Genomic DNA, 19,055 nt, shown 5'->3' with positions numbered 1-19,055 from the left:
CCGGGATGCCGCTCAGACGAGGTAATACGTGGCCCGTTCCAAGACTAGCCATCGCTGGCTGAAAGAACATTTCGACGATCCTTACGTGAAGATGGCACAGCGCGACGGCTATCGCTCGCGCGCCAGCTACAAACTGCTGGAAATCCAGGAGAAGGATCGCATCCTGCGCCCCGGCATGACTGTGGTCGACCTCGGCGCTGCGCCGGGTGGCTGGTCGCAGGTCACCAGTCGGGTGATCGGCGACAAGGGCACCCTGATCGCGTCGGACATCCTGCCGATGGACAGTATCCCGGACGTCACCTTCATCCAGGGTGACTTCACCGAGGACGAGGTCTTTGCCCAGTTGCTCGAGGCCATCGGAGAAAATCCGGTAGACCTTGTGATTTCCGATATGGCCCCCAATATGAGTGGACTGCCCGCCGTGGACATGCCCCGTGCGATGTTCCTCTGCGAGCTGGCCCTGGACCTCTGCACCCGCGTGCTGCGTCCGGGCGGCGATTTCCTGATCAAGATTTTCCAGGGTGAGGGTTTCGACGCTTACCACAAGATGGTTCGCGAGAACTTCGAGAAGGTGCAGATGCGCAAACCGCTGTCGTCCCGCGACCGTTCGCGGGAGCAGTATCTGCTCGCACGGGGCTTTCGCGGCGCCTAGACTGGAATGATTGGGCCGGCTTCTGGTCTATGCCTTGCAGGTTTTGCTTGTACCGGTGAAAGCCGGGGTTCATAAAGGGTTACAGACGGCGCCTGCCTGGCGGCGGGCGTTGTGTAGTAATTTTGGCCGGAAGGAGTCTGGCCGTCGTGAGAAGCGGTTTCCAGGGCGGAGCCGGCTTCAGAGGGTAGTCAATTGAACGACATGGCAAAGAACCTGATTCTGTGGCTGATCATCGCGGCGGTACTCGTCACCGTGATGAACAACTTCTCCAGCCCGAGCGAGCCACAGACGCTCAACTATTCCGACTTCATCCAGCAGGTGAAGGATGGCAAGGTCGAGCGCGTGACCGTCGACGGCTATGTCATCACCGGCAAACGCCAGGATGGTGACACCTTCAAGACCATCCGCCCGGCGATCCAGGACAACGGCCTGATCGGCGACCTGGTCAACAACAACGTCGTTGTTGAGGGTAAGCAGCCCGAGCAGCAGAGCATCTGGACTCAGTTGCTGGTAGCGAGCTTCCCGATCCTCGTGATCATCGCGGTCTTCATGTTCTTCATGCGCCAGATGCAGGGCGGCGGCGGTGGACGCGGCGGCCCGATGAGCTTCGGCAAGAGCAAGGCCCGCCTGTTGTCGGAAGACCAGGTGAAGACCACCTTCGCCGACGTCGCCGGCTGCGACGAGGCCAAGGAAGAAGTCAGCGAACTGGTGGAGTTCCTCCGCGATCCGGGCAAGTTCCAACGCCTGGGCGGTCGTATCCCGCGCGGTGTGCTGATGGTCGGCCCGCCCGGTACCGGTAAGACCCTGCTCGCCAAGGCGATCGCCGGCGAAGCCAAGGTGCCGTTCTTCACCATTTCCGGTTCGGACTTCGTGGAAATGTTCGTCGGCGTGGGCGCCTCGCGCGTTCGCGACATGTTCGACCAGGCCAAGAAGCACGCGCCCTGCATTATCTTCATCGACGAGATCGACGCCGTCGGCCGCCATCGTGGCGCCGGCCTGGGTGGCGGTCACGACGAGCGCGAACAGACCCTCAACCAGTTGCTGGTGGAGATGGATGGCTTCGAGATGAATGACGGCATCATCGTCATCGCCGCGACCAACCGTCCGGACGTGCTCGACCCTGCGCTGCTGCGTCCCGGCCGCTTCGACCGCCAGGTGGTGGTCGGTCTGCCGGACATCCGTGGTCGCGAGCAGATTCTGAAAGTGCACATGCGCAAGGTCCCGCTGGGCGACAACGTCGATCCCGCCGTGATCGCGCGCGGTACCCCAGGCTTCTCCGGCGCCGACCTGGCCAACCTGGTCAACGAGGCCTCGCTGTTCGCCGCCCGCGCCAACAAGCGCATTGTCGACATGCGCGAGTTCGAGCTGGCCAAGGACAAGATCATGATGGGCGCCGAGCGCAAGACCATGGTCATGTCCGAGAAGGAGAAGAAGAACACCGCGTTCCACGAAGCCGGCCACGCCATCGTTGGTCGCCTGGTGCCGGAACACGACCCGGTCTACAAGGTTTCCATCATTCCGCGCGGTCGCGCCCTGGGCGTGACCATGTTCCTGCCGGAAGAGGACCGCTACAGCCTGTCTAAGCGCGCCCTGGAAAGCCAGATCTGCTCGCTGTTCGGTGGCCGTATCGCCGAAGAGATGACCCTGGGCTTCGAGGGCGTGACCACCGGCGCTTCCAACGACATCATGCGGGCCACGCAGCTGGCACGGAACATGGTGACCAAGTGGGGCCTGTCGGAGAAGCTCGGTCCGCTGATGTATGCGGAAGAGGAGGGCGAGGTCTTCCTCGGTCGTAGCGCCGGTGGCCAGCACTCGAATATCTCGGGTGAGACCGCCAAGCTCATCGACCAGGAAGTGCGCCGCATCATCGACGACTGCTACGGTACCGCCAAGCGTCTGCTGGAAGAGAACCGCGACAAGCTCGACATGATGGCCGACGCGCTGATGAAGTACGAAACCATCGATGCCGATCAGATCGACGACATCATGGCCGGCCGCACTCCGCGCGAGCCGCGTGACTGGCAGGGTGGCAACTCCGGTTCCTCCGGCAACGCCGCCTCGCCACGCGACGAAGGTCGCCAGGAAAACCCGATTGGCGGGCCCGCCGGCGAACACTGAGAGCACTGAATGAGTTCGTTGTACCACCCGACCCGGTTGCCTTGCGGCAACCGGGTTCTTGATTTAAGTCGCCCGCACGTCATGGGCATCCTCAACGTCACCCCTGATTCCTTCTCCGACGGCGGGCGCTTCAACCAGCACGATGCTGCGTTGCGCCACGCAGCGGAGATGGTCGCGGCGGGCGCCACGCTGATCGATATCGGCGGCGAGTCGACGCGTCCGGGCGCTCGCGTGGTTTCGCCCACCGAGGAGCTGGAACGTGTCGCTCCGGTGGTCGAGGCCATTGCCCGCGAGCTGGACGTGGTGATTTCGGTGGATACCTCCACTCCGGCCGTCATGCGCGAGACCGCGCGCCTTGGTGCCGGGCTGATCAACGACGTACGCTCCCTGCAGCGCGACGGCGCGCTGGATGCTGCCGTCGATACCGGGCTCCCGGTATGCCTGATGCACATGCGCGGTGAGCCGGGAAACATGCAGGACGACCCGCGTTACCCGGATATCCTTCAGGAGGTCCGTGGCTTCCTTGAGGAACGCATCGCGCTGTGCGAGGCCGTGGGCATTGCTCGCGAGCGGATTGTCATCGATCCTGGCTTCGGTTTCGCCAAGACCCAGAGCCACAACCTGAATCTGTTCCGACAGATGGACAGGTTGATGGACCTGGGGTGCCCGCTGCTGGTAGGTGTCTCGCGCAAGAGCATGGTCGGGCGCGCGCTTGGCCGTGAGGTGGGCGAGCGTCTCTATGGCAGCCTGGCGCTGGCCGCCCTTGCGGTCACCAGGGGAGCCAGCATTATCCGCGTCCACGATGTCGCCGAGACCGTGGATGTGGTTCGAATGATTCACGCAGTGGAAAGTGCAACGGAAGAGGGGATGCCCGCATGAGCAGGAAGTATTTTGGCACCGATGGAATTCGCGGGCGCGTAGGCACTCCGCCGATCACGCCGGACTTCGTGCTAAAGCTGGGCTGGGCCGTGGGCATGGCCTTTCGTCAGCAGGGCAAGTGCCGTGTGCTCGTCGGCAAGGACACGCGGATTTCCGGCTACATGTTCGAATCTGCGCTGGAGGCTGGTTTGTCTGCCGCCGGTGCCGACGTGATGCTGCTGGGCCCCATGCCGACTCCCGGTATCGCCTACCTGACCCGCACCTTCCATGCTGAAGCCGGCATCGTCATCAGCGCCTCGCACAATCCCCATGACGACAACGGCATCAAGTTCTTCTCCGGCCAGGGTACCAAGCTGCCCGATGAGGTAGAGCTGATCATCGAGGAGCTCCTGGACGCTCCGATGACCGTGGTCGAGTCCGCGCGCCTGGGCAAGGTCTCGCGAATCAATGACGCGGCTGGCCGCTACATCGAGTTCTGCAAGAGCAGCGTGCCCTCGAACACCAGTTTCGCCGGTCTGCGCATCGCGCTGGATTGCGCCCACGGAGCGACCTACAAGATCGCTCCCAACGTATTCCGTGAGCTGGGTGCCGAGGTATTCGTCATCGGTGCCGAGCCCAATGGTCTGAACATCAACCACAATTGCGGCTCCACCCACATGGGCGCGCTGCAGGAAGCTGTTCTGGCTAATCACGCGGATATCGGTATCGCCTTCGACGGCGATGGCGATCGTGTGATGATGGTCGATCACACGGGCACCATCGTCGATGGCGACGAGATTCTCTACCTGATCGCCCGTGACATGCTCGATCGCGGCAAGCTGCATGGCGGCGTGGTCGGGACCCTGATGAGCAACCTGGGGCTCGAACTGGCTCTGCAGGAACTGCATATTCCCTTCGCCCGCGCCAAGGTGGGCGACCGTTACGTGATGTCCGAGCTGCAGTCGCGCAACTGGCAACTGGGTGGCGAGAATTCCGGCCATGTCGTGTGCTACCAGCACACCACCACGGGCGATGCGATCATCGCGGCGCTGCAGGTGCTGATGGCGCTCAAGACCCGCGGGCAGAACCTGGCGGAGGCGCGCATGGGCATTCGCAAGTGTCCGCAGGTGCTGATCAACGTGTGTTTCGCGGGCGGTGGCGTCGATCCGCTGGAACATCCGGCGGTGAAGGACGCCTGTGCCAAGGTGACCGAAGAAATGGCCGGGCGCGGCCGCGTTCTGCTGCGCAAGTCCGGCACAGAACCGCTGGTTCGGGTGATGGTCGAGGGTGATGAGGAAGCTCGCGTTCGCGCCTATGCCGAGCAGCTGGCAAAAGTCGTTACAGAGGTATGTGCTTGATTTCTCTTGTCAGTTCCCAAAGCGTCGAGTAATATCTGCGCCCACTTTGCTCAGCGAGGTACAGCATGCGTCGACCCTTGGTGGCCGGTAATTGGAAAATGCACGGTACCCGCTCCAGCGTAACGGAGCTGATCAAAGGCCTGCGTCAACTGGCTCTCCCTACGGGTGTCGATGTGGCGGTGTTCCCGCCCTGTCTGTACATCAATCAGGTCGTACAAGGCCTGAATGGAAAGGCGGTTGCCGTTGGTGCGCAGAATTGCGCGGTTGAGCCGATGCAGGGCGCCTTGACGGGCGAGATCGCAGCCAGCCAGTTGGCGGATGCGAGCTGCTCCCTGGTGCTGGTCGGTCACTCCGAGCGTCGCCTGATCCTGGGTGAGAGCGATGGCGTGATCAGTCGCAAGTTTGCGGCGGTTCAGTCGTGTGGCCTGGTTCCGATCCTGTGCGTGGGCGAGACCCGCGAGCAGCGTGAGGCGGGCAAGACTCTTGAGGTTGTCGGGCGCCAGTTGGGCTCGGTGATCGAAGATCTCGGTGTCGGGGCTTTCTCCCGCGCCGTTGTGGCTTACGAGCCGGTGTGGGCGATTGGGACGGGGCTGACCGCTTCTCCCGAGCAGGCCCAGGAAGTACATGCGGCGATTCGCGCGCAGATCTCGGCGGAAAACGCAGAGGTGGCTCGCGGCCTTCGTCTCCTGTACGGCGGTAGTGTCAAGGCCGCCAACGCTGTCGAGCTTTTCGGCATGCCGGATATCGATGGGGGGCTCATTGGTGGAGCTTCCCTGAATGCAGATGAGTTCGGTGCGATCTGTCGCGCCGCAGGAAACTGAAGATGCTGGAAACAGTTGTAATCGTGATTCACCTGCTGATGGCGCTGGGTCTGGTTGTGCTGGTCCTGCTTCAGCAAGGCAAGGGTGCCGACGCAGGTGCGTCGTTTGGTGCTGGCGCTTCGGGTACTGTTTTCGGTAGTCAGGGCTCTGCTACCTTCCTGAGTCGCTTCACCGCTGTGCTGGCCGCAGTTTTTTTTATTACCAGCTTGGGTTTAGCGTATTTTGCTAAAGAAAAAGCTGATATGATTCGTCACGCTGGGCTTCCTGATCCGGCAGTGATGGAGCAGAAGCAGGAACAAGCTCCGGCAGCTAGCGATGTGCCGGGCGCGCAAGGGCAACCTCAAGCCCCTGCAGGCGGTAACGGCGACGTTCCGGCGGCTCCTGAGCAGAAGTAAGCAGGCAAGAGTTTTTGCCGAGGTGGTGGAATTGGTAGACACGCTACCTTGAGGTGGTAGTGGCCATAGGCTGTAGGGGTTCGAGTCCCCTCCTCGGTACCATATTACGAAAAGGCCCGCAGTGCGGGCCTTGTCGTTCCGGAGTTTCGGTTGACCTTCAAGGGGCTCGACCGTATAATTTCGCACCAGCTTTGACGCGGGATGGAGCAGTCTGGTAGCTCGTCGGGCTCATAACCCGAAGGTCGTAGGTTCAAATCCTGCTCCCGCAACCAGTTTGGCAGAGCCCCTTTTCAGGGGCTTTTTGCTAGCTGGACAGTCCGCGCCGCCAGATCAGGGCGGTCCTTAAGGGATGGGCGTTTCGCCCATTTTTTGTTTCTACAGCATACGCGAGGCGATCAGGTGTCGAGCAAGCTAGAACAGTTGCAGGCCTTGTTGGCCCCTGTAGTAGAAGCGCTCGGCTATGAGTGCTGGGGCCTGGAGTACATTTCCCAAGGTCGCCATTCCCTGCTCCGGGTTTATATCGATCGTGCCGAAGGCATCCTGGTCGATGACTGCGAAATTGTCAGTCGTCAGATCAGTGGCATCCTCGACGTGGAAGACCCGATCAGTGGCGAGTACACCCTGGAGGTGTCTTCGCCCGGCATGGATCGGCCGCTCTTCACACTCGAACAGTTCGCCCGTTACGTCGGCGAGCAGGTGAAGATCAAGCTGCGCACGCCTTTCGAAAGGCGTCGCAATTTCCAGGGCATTCTCCGTGGTGTGGAGGAGCAGGATGTGGTGGTCCTGGTGGATGACCATGAATACCTGCTGCCGGTCGACTCGATCGACAAGGCCAACATCATTCCCCGATTTGAGTGAGCCGCCAGAGCGCGGATTCCAATGGATTGAAAGGCGAGGCGTACGATGAGCAAAGAAGTACTGCTGGTTGTTGAGTCGGTATCCAACGAGAAGGGTGTACCGCCTGGCGTGATTTTCGAAGCGCTGGAGCTCGCTCTGGCGACCGCGACCAAAAAGCGTTTCGAGGACGAGGTTGACCTGCGCGTGGAAATCAACCGCGCCAACGGCAACTACGAAACCTTCCGTCGCTGGACCATCGTCGAAGACGAGGACTACTCCAATCCGGCATCGGAACTGACCGTCGAAGACGTGCAGGAAGAGCACCCCGGCATGAAAGCCGGCGAGGTCATTGAAGAGAAGATCGAATCCATCGAGTTCGGCCGTATCGCCGCACAGACCGCCAAGCAGGTCATCGTGCAGAAGGTTCGCGAAGCCGAGCGCGCTCAGGTCGTCGACGCCTACCGCGAGAAGGTCAACGAGATCATCTCCGGCACCGTCAAGAAAGTCACCCGCGACAACGTGATCGTCGACCTGGGCAACAACGCCGAAGCGCTGCTGGCCCGCGATCAGATCATCCCGCGTGAAACCTTCCGCGTCGGCACCCGCGTGCGTGCGCTGCTGAAGGAAATCCGCAGCGAGAACCGTGGCCCTCAGCTGATCCTGTCGCGTACCGCGCCGGAAATGCTGATCGAGCTGTTCCGCATCGAAGTACCGGAAATCGCCGAGCAACTGATCGACGTGATGGCCGCCGCCCGTGATCCGGGTTCGCGTGCCAAGATCGCCGTTCGCTCCAAGGACAAGCGTATCGATCCGCAGGGCGCCTGCATCGGTATGCGTGGTTCCCGCGTCCAGGCCGTCTCCGGCGAACTGGGCGGCGAGCGTGTGGACATCGTTCTCTGGGACGATAACCCCGCGCAGTTCGTGATCAACGCCATGGCCCCGGCCGAAGTGGCGGCGATCATCGTCGACGAAGATACCCACACCATGGATATCGCCGTCGCCGAGGACAACCTGGCACAGGCCATCGGCCGCAGTGGCCAGAACGTCCGTCTGGCCAGCCAGCTCACCGGTTGGACCCTGAACGTGATGACCGAGGCCGATATCCAGGCCAAACAGCAGGCTGAAACTGGCGACATCCTGCAGCGCTTCGTCGACGAGCTGGATGTCGATGAAGAACTCGCCCAGGTTCTGGTTGAAGAAGGTTTCACCACCCTGGAAGAGATTGCCTACGTACCGATGGAAGAGATGCTCAGCATCGACGGCTTCGACGAAGACATCGTCAACGAGCTGCGCTCGCGTGCCAAGGACCGCCTGCTGACCAAAGCCATCGCCACTGAAGAGAAACTCGCCGACGCACAACCTGCCGAAGACCTGCTCAGCCTCGATGGTATGACCAAAGAGCTGGCCGTGGACCTGGCGCTGCGTGGCGTAACCACCCGTGAAGATCTTGCCGAGCAGTCTATTGACGACCTGCTCGACATCGACGGCATGGACGAAGAGCGTGCCGGCAAGTTGATCATGGCCGCCCGGGCCCATTGGTTCGAGTAAGCATTCGCGGCCTGAGGAGAGAAGTGCATGACGCAAGTCACGGTGAAAGAACTGGCCAAGACGGTCGATACGCCGGTAGAGCGCCTGCTGCAGCAGATGCGCGAAGCGGGTCTGCCGCATAACAACGCCGAGCAGGTGGTGACCGACAGCGAGAAGCAAGCGCTGCTGGCCCACTTGAAAGGCAGCCATGGTGATCGCGCGGATGAACCGCGCAAGATCACCCTGCAACGCAAGACCACCTCGACCATTCGGGTCGCTGGCAGCAAGACCGTCAGCGTCGAGGTTCGGAAGAAGAAGACCTACGTCAAGCGAGATCCTGAAGAGCTTGAGGCCGAGCGCCAGCGCGAGCTGGAAGAGCAGCGTGCCGCTGAAGAAGCCGTACGTGTGAAGGCCGAGGAAGAGGCCCGCCAGCGCGCCGCTGCGGAAGAGGCTCGCCGTCAGGCGGACGCCGCTCGGCAGGCCGCTGATGTCGCTCCTGCTGCTACCGCTCCGGCCGCTGCCGAGGCGCCGCGCGCCGCAGCTCCGGCTGTCGCTCCTGCTGCCCCGGCCGCTGCCGCTCCTGCTGCGGACGACCGCAAGAAGGACGAAGTGCGCCGCGCGCCCAAGCGCGACGAAGAGGACGAGCGCCGTGATCGCAAGCATGCCCAGCATCGCCCGTCGATCAAGGAAAAGGAAAAGACCACTGCTCCGCGCGTTGTACGCAGCGGTGGTGGCGACGACGACGACAGCTTTGGCCGTCGCGGCGGTGGCCGTGGCAAAGGCAAGCTGAAGAAGCGTAACCAGCACGGGTTCCAGAGCCCGACAGGACCGATTGTGCGTGAAGTGAATATCGGCGAGACCATCACCGTGGGCGATCTCGCTGCCCAGATGTCGGTGAAGGGTGCCGAGGTCGTCAAGTTCATGTTCAAGATGGGCACCCCGGTGACCATCAACCAGGTCCTCGACCAGGAAACCGCCCAGCTGATCGCCGAAGAACTCGGCCACAAGGTCAAGCTGGTCAGCGAGAACGCCCTGGAAGAGCAACTGGCCGAATCCCTGAAGTTCGAAGGTGAAGCGGTTTCCCGCGCGCCGGTCGTGACCGTCATGGGCCACGTCGACCACGGCAAGACCTCGCTGCTCGACTACATCCGTCGTGCGAAGGTTGCAGCTGGCGAAGCCGGCGGCATCACCCAGCACATCGGTGCCTACCACGTGGAAACCGACCGCGGCATGGTCACCTTCCTCGACACCCCTGGCCACGCCGCGTTCACCGCGATGCGTGCCCGTGGTGCCCAGGCGACCGACATCGTCATCCTGGTGGTGGCAGCGGATGACGGCGTGATGCCGCAGACCCAGGAAGCCGTACAGCACGCGAAAGCGGCTGGCGTGCCGATCGTGGTCGCGGTGAACAAGATCGACAAGCCCGACGCCAACCCGGACAACATCAAGAACGGCCTGGCCGCTCTGGACGTGATCCCGGAAGAGTGGGGCGGCGATGCTCCGTACGTTCACGTTTCCGCCAAGCTGGGTACCGGTGTTGACGAGCTGCTCGAAGCCGTGCTGCTGCAGGCTGAAGTACTCGAACTCAAAGCCACTCCGTCGGCCCCGGGCCGTGGCGTGGTGGTCGAGTCCCGTCTGGACAAGGGCCGTGGCCCGGTAGCCACCGTGCTGGTCCAGGACGGTACCCTGCGTCAGGGCGACATGGTCCTGGTCGGCGTCAACTACGGCCGCGTCCGTGCGATGCTCGACGAGAACGGCAAGCCGATCAAGGAAGCCGGTCCGTCCATTCCGGTCGAGATCCTCGGCCTCGATGGTACCCCGGACGCCGGCGACGAGATGACCGTGGTTGCCGACGAGAAGAAGGCCCGCGAAGTCGCTCTGTTCCGCCAGGGCAAGTTCCGCGAAGTGAAACTCGCTCGTGCCCACGCCGGCAAGCTGGAAAACATCTTCGAGAACATGGGCCAGGAAGAGAAGAAGACCCTCAACATCGTGCTCAAGTCCGACGTCCGTGGTTCGCTGGAGGCCCTGCAGGGCTCGCTCAGCGGCCTGGGCAACGACGAAGTGCAGGTTCGCGTGGTCGGTGGCGGCGTCGGTGGTATCACCGAGTCCGATGCCAACCTGGCGCTGGCCTCCAACGCGGTGCTGTTCGGCTTCAACGTCCGTGCTGACGCCGGTGCGCGCAAGATCGTCGAGTCCGAAGGCCTCGACATGCGTTACTACAACGTGATCTACGACATCATCGAAGACGTTAAGAAAGCCCTGACCGGCATGCTCGGCAGCGATGTTCGCGAGAACATCCTGGGTATCGCCGAAGTGCGTGACGTGTTCCGTTCGCCGAAGTTCGGCGCGGTCGCCGGCTGCATGGTCACCGAGGGTCTGGTGCACCGCAACCGTCCGATCCGCGTCCTGCGCGACGACGTGGTCATCTTCGAAGGCGAGCTGGAATCCCTGCGTCGCTTCAAGGATGACGTCTCCGAAGTCCGTGCCGGCATGGAATGCGGTATCGGCGTGAAGAGCTACAACGACGTCCGCGTCGGCGACAAGATCGAAGTGTTCGAGAAGGTCGAAGTCGCTCGTACTCTGTAAGGGTATTCGAGCGTGAACGCAGCGCCCGGGCCAGCTGAATTGCTGCCCCGGGCGTTTGCCGCTTTCAGACCCGGAGCCTCGCGGCTCGGGTAAGCAGGTTAGAAAAATGGCTAAAGAGTACAGCCGTACCCAGCGTATCGGCGACCAGATGCAGCGCGAACTGGCGCTGCTGATCCAGCGTGAAATCAAGGACCCGCGTCTCGGCCTGGTGACCATCACCGGTGTCGATGTGGCCCGTGACCTGTCCCATGCCAAGGTGTACGTCACCGTAATGGGGCAGGACGACAATGCCGAAGTGGTGAAGCAGAACACCAGCATCCTCAACGATGCCGCAGGCTTCCTGCGCATGCAGCTAGGCAAGGCGATGAAGCTGCGCACCGTGCCGCAACTGCACTTCAGCTACGACGCCAGTATCCGTCGCGGTGCCGAGTTGTCGGCGCTGATCGAACGCGCTGTGGCTGCCGATCGTCGCGGCGGCGATTCCGAGGAGTAACGCGTGGCCCAGGTGAAACGCATTCGCCGTGCGGTCAACGGTGTGCTGATTCTCGACAAGCCGCTCGGCATGAGCTCCAACCAGGCGCTGCAGAAGGTGCGCTGGCTGCTCAATGCCGAGAAGGCCGGCCACACCGGCAGCCTCGATCCGCTGGCCACCGGCGTGCTGCCGCTGTGCTTCGGCGAGGCGACCAAGTTCTCCCAGTACCTGCTCGACGCCGACAAGGCCTACGAGACGATTGCCAAGCTGGGCGTCACGACCACCACCGCCGATGCCGAAGGTGAGGTGGTCGAGCAGCGCGAAGTTACCGCTGGTCGGGAAGCCATCGAGGCCCTGCTGCCGCGCTTCCGTGGCGACATAGAGCAGGTGCCGCCGATGTACTCGGCCCTGAAGAAGGACGGCCAGCCGTTGTACAAGCTGGCCCGTGCGGGAGAGGTAGTGGAGCGCGAGGCGCGTTCTGTTACTATTGCGCGCCTGGAAATGCTCGCGTTCGAGTCGCCCTGTGCGACCCTGGCGGTTTCCTGCAGTAAGGGCACCTACATTCGCACCCTGGTCGAAGACCTGGGCCGCGAACTCGGTTGTGGCGCACATGTCGCCGCCCTGCGCCGGACACAGGCAGGTCCCTTCCAGCTGAACCAGTCGGTGACGCTTGAGGAACTCGAGAAAGCCCATGCCGAGGGTGGCAACGAAGCTCTCGACCGCTTCCTGCTGCCGGTGGATGCCGGCCTGGAACACTGGCCGCTGCTGCAGTTGTCGGAGCACAGCGCCTATTACTGGCTGCATGGTCAGCCGGTACGCGCCCCCGATATGCCGAAGTTCGGCATGTTGCGGGTGCAGGATCATGAGGGCCGCTTCATCGGTATCGGTGAAGTGGTCGAAGACGGGCGCCTGGCGCCGCGTCGACTGATTCGGTCTTAAGACCGAAACCGAGGGTGGCTGTCAGCAGGCACGGTCACTCCTCTTATTATGAACACAGGGATAAGTCCCTGGCCTGTTACCTCAGAGGAAGCCCCATCATGGCACTGAGCGTCCAAGAAAAAGCCCAGATCGTTAACGAGTACAAGCAAGCTGAAGGCGACACCGGTTCCCCGGAAGTGCAGGTTGCACTGCTGTCCGCCAACATCAACAAGCTGCAGGACCACTTCAAGGCCAACGGCAAAGACCACCACTCCCGTCGTGGCCTGATCCGTATGGTTAACCAGCGTCGTAAGCTGCTGGACTACCTGAAGAGCAAGGACACCTCTCGTTACAGCGCCCTGATCGGTCGCCTGGGCCTGCGTCGCTAAGACGGCAAGCCTGAAGTGGGAAGCTGGGAGTCCGGGGTCGATGGGCGGTGTAAACCGCTCATCGGCTCTGGCTCCCGGCTTTCTCGCTTTTACAGGGAATGAAATCGGGTCCGACTCCCGGCATTTCCACAATTTCCCCCAAGGCAACTAAAGAGAAGGTAGAGCAACCGTGAACCCGGTAACCAAGAAATTCCAGTTCGGTCAGTCGACCGTAACCCTCGAGACTGGCCGCATCGCCCGCCAGGCCACCGGTGCCGTCCTGGTCACCATGGACGACGTCACCGTGCTCTGCACCGTCGTCGGCGCCAAGCAGGCCGACCCGAGCAAGAGCTTCTTTCCCCTCTCCGTGCACTATCAGGAGAAGACCTACGCAGCCGGCCGCATCCCCGGTGGTTTCTTCAAGCGTGAAGGCCGTCCTTCCGAGAAGGAAACCCTGACCTCGCGCCTGATCGACCGTCCGATCCGCCCGCTGTTCCCGGAAGGCTTCATGAACGAAGTGCAGGTTGTCTGCACCGTCGTTTCCACCAACAAGAAGTCCGATCCGGACATCGCTGCCATGATCGGCACCTCCGCCGCCCTGGCGATCTCCGGCATTCCGTTCGCGGGCCCGATCGGCGCTGCCCGCGTTGGCTTCCACCCGGAAATCGGCTACATCCTCAACCCGACCTACGAGCAGCAGCAGAGCTCCAGTCTCGACATGGTCGTGGCCGGTACCTCCGACGCCGTGCTGATGGTTGAGTCCGAAGCCGACGAGCTGACCGAAGACCAGATGCTGGGCGCCGTTCTGTTCGCCCACGAAGAATTCCAGGCCGTCATCCGCGCCGTTGCCGAACTGGCAACCGAAGCCGGCAAGCCGACCTGGAACTGGTCCGCTCCGGTCGAGAACACCGCCCTGGTCAACACCATCAAGGCCGAGTTCGGTGCTGCCATCTCCGAAGCTTACACCGTCACCATCAAGCAGGACCGTTATGCGGCCCTGGACGCCCTGCGCGAGCAGATCGTCGCCAAGTTCGCCGGTGAAGGCGAAGGCCAGTTCTCCGCAGGTGAAGTCAAAGAAGTCTTCGGTCTGCTGGAATACCGCACCGTTCGCGAGAACATCGTCAACGGCAAGCCGCGTATCGACGGCCGCGACACCCGCACCGTGCGCCCGCTGCGCATCGAAGTCGGCGTACTGGGCAAGACCCACGGTTCGGCGCTGTTCACCCGTGGCGAAACCCAGGCTCTGGTCGTTGCCACCCTTGGCACCGCCCGCGACGCCCAGCTGCTCGACACCCTCGAAGGCGAGCGCAAAGACCCCTTCATGCTGCACTACAATTTCCCGCCGTTCTCGGTAGGCGAGTGTGGCCGTATGGGCAGCGCGGGCCGTCGTGAAATCGGCCACGGCCGCCTGGCACGCCGCAGCGTTGCTGCCATGCTGCCTACCCAGGACGAGTTCCCCTACACCATCCGCGTCGTTTCCGAGATCACCGAATCCAACGGTTCCAGCTCCATGGCTTCCGTTTGCGGTGCTTCCCTGGCTCTGATGGACGCCGGTGTTCCGGTCAAGGCGCCGGTTGCCGGTATCGCCATGGGTCTGGTGAAGGAAGGCGACAAGTTCGCCATCCTGACCGACATCCTGGGTGACGAAGACCACCTGGGCGACATGGACTTCAAGGTTGCCGGTACCGACAAGGGCGTTACCGCCCTGCAGATGGACATCAAGATCAACGGCATCACCGAAGAGATCATGGAGATCGCCCTGGGCCAGGCCCTGGAAGCTCGCCTGAACATCCTCGGCCAGATGAACCAGATCATCGCCGCTCCGCGCGCCGAGCTGTCGGAAAACGCTCCGACCATGATCCAGATGAAGATCGACACCGACAAGATCCGCGACGTCATCGGCAAGGGCGGCGCCACCATTCGCAGCATCTGCGAAGAGACCAAGGCCTCGATCGACATCGAGGACGATGGCAGCGTGAAGATCTACGGCGAAACCAAGGAAGCTGCCGAGGCCGCCAAGCAGCGCGTCCTGGGTATCACCGCGGAAGCCGAGATCGGCAAGATCTACGTCGGCAAGGTCGAGCGCATCGTGGACTTCGGTGCCTTCGTCAACATCCTGCCGGGCAAGGATGGTCTGGTGCACATCTCGCAGATCAGCGACAAGCGCATCGATAAGGTCACCGACGTTCTGCAGGAAGGCCAGGAAGTCAAAGTCCTGGTTCTCGACGTGGACAACCGTGGCCGTATCAAGCTGTCCATCAAGGACGTAGCCGCTGCTGAAGCCTCTGGCGTGTAAGCAATCGGTGAAATGAAAGAGGGCCCCTTGCGGGCCCTCTTTTTTTGCCTTGAAAATGCGCTATTCGCCGATCTCGCTCCAAGGATGCCCCGAGATGGACAAGCGTTACTGTCACTACCACAGTGCCCAGCCCGCGACCTGGCATTGCCAGCCCTGCGAGCGTCATTACGGCGACTGCTGTATTCCCCTCAATGCCGACGCTCCGGAGTACGCACCGGCGTGCCCGCTGTGCCGCGGCCACCTGCGCTTCCTCGGCGCGGCCAATACCGCGCAACCCTTCTGGGAGCGCCTGCCGAAATTCTTCGCCTACGGCTTCCAGGCCGGGCCGCTGGCCTTCTGCACCTTGCTGGCACTGGCCTGCGTGTTCATGCCGGCGATGATCGTGCTCTGGGTCGCGTTGCTCAGCGTGGCAACCAAGTACCTGCACAGCGTGATCGAGGCCGCGAGCTTTGGTGGCCAGGACGCCCCAGGCCTGATCGAAGCCTTCAGTGCCGACAGCCTGCGCACTTTCTTCCAGCAGTTGGCGGTGTTTCTGATCGCCCTGGTCCTGCTCTGGCTGGCAGCCGACTTCCACAGCGAGGCCGTCTACTGGGCCGCCAACATCGGCCTCATGCTGGTGCTTCCGGCGAGCATCATCCGCCTGTCCCTGGACAAGAGCCTGGGCGCTGCGCTCAGCCCCAGTGAAGTGGGGCAGGTCATCGCCGCCATGGGCTGGCGTTACCTGATCCTCTGTGTGTTCCTGTTCATCCTCTGGCAGTCGCCCACCTATGTTGGCTGGCTGCTCTCCAACGGACTACCGCGCGTGGTGATGGTCCCGGTGGTGGCGGGGCTGACCGGTTATTTCGCCGTGGTGATGTGCGCCATGATGGGCTACGCCGTGTTCCAGTATCAGGGTGAACTGGGCTACGTCTCCGCCGGGGAAGACGCACCAGCCGGCTTTGCCGCGCCGGAATGGCACCGCCGCAAGGCGCTGGCCGAGGCGGAAGTGCGGGTCAAGGAGGGGCAGACCGGTGCCGCCCTGGAGATTCTGGTCGCCGCCCTGCGTGAAGGTCGCCAGGACCTCAAGCTGAACGAGCGTTATCACCAGTTGCTCTTCGCCCTGAACGAGCGCGCCGAGTGCCTGAACCACCTGCCGCACTATCTGGGCCTGGCCAGCCGGCTCAATCCGCAGCTGGCTGCCAGCGCCTTCCTCAATGCCCGGCAGCTGCAGGCGGATTACCTGCCGGAGGATCCAGGCGTGTGCGAGCGTGTCGCCGAGGTCCTGATCGAGCGCCACAAGGCCCGCGAGGGGCTGAGCCTGCTGCGCAACCTGCACAAGCGCTTCCCGGAGTACCCCGGCCTACCACGTGCCTACCTGATGGCGGCGCGGGCTTTCTCCGAACAGCTGGGCCAGGTGGAGCCGGCGCAGCAACTGCTGGCTTTTATTCGGCAGCGCTACCCGACGTTCGAGCAGATGGGCGAGGTGGTGCAACTCGAGGCCGTGCTGGCGAAGTTGGGTCGAAGCTCCGGGACCTAATCGTGCAAGCTGCATGAAGCGCAGCGGCGGGCTTTGCAAACTGCAAGCGAAGGGTGCTGTTGGAGTTTTCACAACGCACTGATTTATAAGGTTTTTTCTGAATTGGAAAAGCTGGCACAGGGCTTGCGATAGTCCTAGTGCAACTGCTGCCAGGCACGGGCCGCAGTTTTCCAATAATTCAGGAGAAACCGCCATGAAACGTTTCAACAAACTGGCTCTCGCCGCTGCCACTGCAACCGCCCTGAGCTTCTCGTTCGCCAACTCGGTGTTCGCCCAGCCGACGACTCTGGCCGCTAACGAGACAGTTCAGAAAACCGAAGAGGCGGTCTCCGACACCTGGATCACCAGCAAGGTGAAGTCTTCGCTGATCGCCAACAAGGATATCAGCGGTACCAACATCAAGGTCGAGACCAACAAGGGTGTGGTTTCCCTCTCGGGTAACGTCAAGACCGACGCCGAGAAGGAACTGGCCATTCAGACCACCAAAGGGATCAAGGGCGTGACCGCTGTCTCCGCCGATGGCCTGAAATCGGTCGAGTAAGAACCACAGCTTCTCACCCCATCCAACCTCGAATAGGAGGATCGCCATGAACACTGACGTGATCAAAGGCAAGTGGAAGCAGTTGTCCGGCACTATGAAGGAAAAGTGGGGCAAGCTGACCGACGACGATGTACAAGCGGCAGACGGACACGCCGAGTACCTGGTAGGCAAACTGCAGGAACGCTACGGCTGGACCAAAGAGAAAGCGGAAGAGGAAGTTCGCGACTTCAGCAGCCGTCTGTAGCACCCAGAAAAGGCATGCCCCCAGCCCCGCCGGTTCGCCGGCGGGGCTTTTTCATGGGCAGATCAGGGGGCGAGGTGTTGCTGGTAGATCGTCAGCTGCCGGGTTGGATCGGCTTCCGGGTAGTGCTGGCGGAGGAAGCGCGAGAGTTCGCGCACTGCCTGCAGGTCGCCTTTTTGCCCCATCTGCTTGGCCAGTTGCAGGGTCAGGCCGGGTAGCGGTTCGGGCAGTTGGCCCGAGCGTGACAGGCGCCGCCAGCTGTGCAACGCCTGAGCGGATTCATTGCGCTGGAGCAGTTTGCGCAACAGGTGCAACTGAATCGCCGGGTGGGCCAGCAGTCCGGCGTCGGCGGCGGCACTTTCCTCGGTGAGGCGGCGCAGTAGCGCATCGGCTGACGCGGAAGGTGGCAGGGCGAACAACTGCTTGAGGGTTTCCCCCATCAGGGCGCGGTCCTGCCGCCCCTTGGCGACGCCGTACAGGCGTTCGACCAGTACCGGCTGGCCGGGAAACTGCCGCAGCAGCTCCGGGCCGCGTGCAGCAGCCTGGTCGAGGGCAAAGCGGCCGATCTGTTCGTCCAGCGAGGCCAGGGCGCGCTTGAACGGGGCGTCCGGGTCTTCCTTGCTCAGGTAGGCCTCGTCCACCGGCATGCGCCCCAGGGTGCGCGGTAGCCAGACGGTGAGAAAACCAGAAACCAGGCCGCCGATGTGCGCGTAGTAGTTCACATGGTCGGCGGCGCGGACCAGACCGAACAGTTCCTTGCCCAGCCACAGTGGCAGGATCCACAGCGCCGGTGCCTTGAGGTAGCCCATCAGGGGCCCGAGCCAGTAGAAGAACTGGATGCGCCGCAGGCCGTAGACGCCGATGTACATGCCCATCAGGCCGGAGATCGCGCCCGACGCGCCGATGCCCGGCACCCAGGACGGATCGAGCGCCCACCACAGCAGGCCGGAGCACAGGCCGCTGAACAGGTAGAGGCCCAGATAAAGGGCCCGACCCAGTGCCGCTTCGAGGGCGAAGCCGAAGATGAACAGGAACACCATGTTGCCGGCCAGGTGCCAGAAGCTGCCATGCAGGAACATCGAGCCGAACAGGCCCTGCACGGTGAAACGCTCGGGGATAAAACCGAAGCGCAGGCTGCTGGTCTGGTCGCGCGCTGTTTCGGCCCTGAGGCGCGAAGCCTGCCAGGCAGCGTCCTGCTGGAAAGCTGGCAGGGTACGCAGTTCGTGGCCGAACTCCAGGTCCGAGAGTATCAGCCAGGCCAATCGCTGGCGGGGAAGGGCTTCGAGGGCGCGCTGTTGGTCGGCTTCCAACCGGTCGCGACGCTCCAGCGAGGCGCTGAACAGTGGACGCTCATGGCTCAGCAGGTCCTGTTCGAGGTAGAGGCGCACGGCTTCTTCGCGCCGGGTGCTGTCGCCACCCTGGTAGCCGAAGTAGATCAGGACGTTGATGACGATCAGCAGCAGCGTGATGACGGGAGGTTTCTTCCAGTCCAGCGGGTGCTCGGCGGGGACGATTACCATGGCGACCGGTCCTTGGCCCGAATGGCGTGAA

17 protein-coding genes and 2 tRNA genes are annotated in these 19,055 nt (G+C 62.5%); 18 read left to right on the top strand and 1 reads right to left on the bottom strand.

The window, feature by feature from the left end:
* Positions 1-28 precede the first annotated feature (28 nt).
* From rlmE to IB275_RS26165, 18 genes are all read left to right on the top strand, one after another.
* A complete protein-coding gene (gene rlmE / locus IB275_RS26250) occupies positions 29-652 on the top strand; it encodes a 23S rRNA (uridine(2552)-2'-O)-methyltransferase RlmE (RefSeq protein WP_045216738.1) in 624 nt (207 codons plus the stop codon).
* Between the two features lie 201 nt (positions 653-853).
* Positions 854-2,770 (top strand): ATP-dependent zinc metalloprotease FtsH, encoded by a 1,917-nt coding sequence (gene ftsH / locus IB275_RS26245; protein WP_192293629.1) that lies wholly within the window; start codon positions 854-856, stop codon positions 2,768-2,770.
* 9 nt (positions 2,771-2,779) lie between these two features.
* Positions 2,780-3,649, top strand: a complete 870-nt coding sequence (gene folP / locus IB275_RS26240) for a dihydropteroate synthase (RefSeq protein WP_192292652.1) — start codon at positions 2,780-2,782, stop codon at positions 3,647-3,649.
* Positions 3,646-4,986, top strand: a complete 1,341-nt coding sequence (gene glmM / locus IB275_RS26235; RefSeq protein WP_192292650.1) for a phosphoglucosamine mutase — start codon at positions 3,646-3,648, stop codon at positions 4,984-4,986. The genes folP and glmM overlap by 4 nt, the downstream gene beginning before the upstream one ends.
* A gap of 65 nt (positions 4,987-5,051) precedes the next feature.
* Positions 5,052-5,807, top strand: coding sequence for a triose-phosphate isomerase (gene tpiA, locus IB275_RS26230; protein ID WP_192292648.1), 756 nt, complete (start codon positions 5,052-5,054; stop codon positions 5,805-5,807).
* Positions 5,808-5,809: 2 nt separating this feature from the next.
* Entirely contained in the window at positions 5,810-6,202 is a 393-nt protein-coding gene (secG, locus tag IB275_RS26225) for a preprotein translocase subunit SecG (RefSeq protein ID WP_081520701.1), read from the top strand.
* A 16-nt stretch (positions 6,203-6,218) separates the two neighbouring features.
* A tRNA-Leu gene (locus tag IB275_RS26220) sits at positions 6,219-6,304 on the top strand.
* A gap of 93 nt (positions 6,305-6,397) precedes the next feature.
* A tRNA-Met gene (locus tag IB275_RS26215) sits at positions 6,398-6,474 on the top strand.
* Positions 6,475-6,601: 127 nt separating this feature from the next.
* Positions 6,602-7,060, top strand: a complete 459-nt coding sequence (gene rimP, locus IB275_RS26210) for a ribosome maturation factor RimP (protein ID WP_045216751.1) — start codon at positions 6,602-6,604, stop codon at positions 7,058-7,060.
* A gap of 45 nt (positions 7,061-7,105) precedes the next feature.
* A complete protein-coding gene (nusA, locus tag IB275_RS26205) occupies positions 7,106-8,587 on the top strand; it encodes a transcription termination factor NusA (RefSeq protein WP_017518943.1) in 1,482 nt (493 codons plus the stop codon).
* 27 nt (positions 8,588-8,614) lie between these two features.
* Entirely contained in the window at positions 8,615-11,152 is a 2,538-nt protein-coding gene (gene infB, locus IB275_RS26200) for a translation initiation factor IF-2 (protein WP_192292646.1), read from the top strand.
* 106 nt (positions 11,153-11,258) lie between these two features.
* A complete protein-coding gene (gene rbfA / locus IB275_RS26195; RefSeq protein ID WP_045216758.1) occupies positions 11,259-11,645 on the top strand; it encodes a 30S ribosome-binding factor RbfA in 387 nt (128 codons plus the stop codon).
* 3 nt (positions 11,646-11,648) lie between these two features.
* A complete protein-coding gene (gene truB, locus IB275_RS26190) occupies positions 11,649-12,563 on the top strand; it encodes a tRNA pseudouridine(55) synthase TruB (protein WP_192292644.1) in 915 nt (304 codons plus the stop codon).
* A 98-nt stretch (positions 12,564-12,661) separates the two neighbouring features.
* Positions 12,662-12,931: a 30S ribosomal protein S15 gene (gene rpsO, locus IB275_RS26185; RefSeq protein ID WP_017518939.1), complete on the top strand. Its 270-nt coding sequence runs from the start codon at positions 12,662-12,664 to the stop codon at positions 12,929-12,931.
* A 169-nt stretch (positions 12,932-13,100) separates the two neighbouring features.
* Entirely contained in the window at positions 13,101-15,206 is a 2,106-nt protein-coding gene (gene pnp, locus IB275_RS26180; RefSeq protein ID WP_192292642.1) for a polyribonucleotide nucleotidyltransferase, read from the top strand.
* A 94-nt stretch (positions 15,207-15,300) separates the two neighbouring features.
* Positions 15,301-16,722, top strand: a complete 1,422-nt coding sequence (locus IB275_RS26175; protein WP_192292640.1) for a DUF4013 domain-containing protein — start codon at positions 15,301-15,303, stop codon at positions 16,720-16,722.
* 193 nt (positions 16,723-16,915) lie between these two features.
* Positions 16,916-17,263, top strand: a complete 348-nt coding sequence (locus IB275_RS26170; RefSeq protein WP_081520706.1) for a BON domain-containing protein — start codon at positions 16,916-16,918, stop codon at positions 17,261-17,263.
* 46 nt (positions 17,264-17,309) lie between these two features.
* Positions 17,310-17,507, top strand: a complete 198-nt coding sequence (locus IB275_RS26165; protein WP_081520707.1) for a CsbD family protein — start codon at positions 17,310-17,312, stop codon at positions 17,505-17,507.
* 62 nt (positions 17,508-17,569) lie between these two features.
* On the opposite strand, the gene IB275_RS26160 is transcribed toward IB275_RS26165, so the two are convergent.
* Entirely contained in the window at positions 17,570-19,024 is a 1,455-nt protein-coding gene (locus IB275_RS26160) for a rhomboid family intramembrane serine protease (RefSeq protein ID WP_192292638.1), read from the bottom strand.
* Positions 19,025-19,055: the final 31 nt, after the last annotated feature.

Origin of the sequence: Pseudomonas sp. PDM21 (assembly GCF_014852505.2) — a bacterium.
In the GTDB taxonomy this organism is placed as follows: Bacteria; Pseudomonadota; Gammaproteobacteria; order Pseudomonadales; family Pseudomonadaceae; genus Pseudomonas.
Note: the sequence above shows the minus strand (reverse complement) of the source record. Positions and strands in the feature narration are given on the sequence as shown.

Excerpts from the sequence above, each read along its gene's own strand:
- ftsH (WP_192293629.1), top strand. The coding sequence starts at position 854 with ATGGCAAAGAACCTGATTCTGTGGCTGATCATCGCGGCGGTACTCGTC.
- folP (WP_192292652.1), top strand. The coding sequence starts at position 2,780 with ATGAGTTCGTTGTACCACCCGACCCGGTTGCCTTGCGGCAACCGGGTT.
- glmM (WP_192292650.1), top strand. The coding sequence starts at position 3,646 with ATGAGCAGGAAGTATTTTGGCACCGATGGAATTCGCGGGCGCGTAGGC.
- tpiA (WP_192292648.1), top strand. The coding sequence starts at position 5,052 with ATGCGTCGACCCTTGGTGGCCGGTAATTGGAAAATGCACGGTACCCGC.
- secG (WP_081520701.1), top strand. The coding sequence starts at position 5,810 with ATGCTGGAAACAGTTGTAATCGTGATTCACCTGCTGATGGCGCTGGGT.
- nusA (WP_017518943.1), top strand. The coding sequence starts at position 7,106 with ATGAGCAAAGAAGTACTGCTGGTTGTTGAGTCGGTATCCAACGAGAAG.
- infB (WP_192292646.1), top strand. The coding sequence starts at position 8,615 with ATGACGCAAGTCACGGTGAAAGAACTGGCCAAGACGGTCGATACGCCG.
- rbfA (WP_045216758.1), top strand. The coding sequence starts at position 11,259 with ATGGCTAAAGAGTACAGCCGTACCCAGCGTATCGGCGACCAGATGCAG.
- rpsO (WP_017518939.1), top strand. The coding sequence starts at position 12,662 with ATGGCACTGAGCGTCCAAGAAAAAGCCCAGATCGTTAACGAGTACAAG.
- IB275_RS26175 (WP_192292640.1), top strand. The coding sequence starts at position 15,301 with ATGGACAAGCGTTACTGTCACTACCACAGTGCCCAGCCCGCGACCTGG.
- IB275_RS26170 (WP_081520706.1), top strand. The coding sequence starts at position 16,916 with ATGAAACGTTTCAACAAACTGGCTCTCGCCGCTGCCACTGCAACCGCC.
- IB275_RS26165 (WP_081520707.1), top strand. The coding sequence starts at position 17,310 with ATGAACACTGACGTGATCAAAGGCAAGTGGAAGCAGTTGTCCGGCACT.
- IB275_RS26160 (WP_192292638.1), bottom strand. The coding sequence starts at position 19,024 with ATGGTAATCGTCCCCGCCGAGCACCCGCTGGACTGGAAGAAACCTCCC.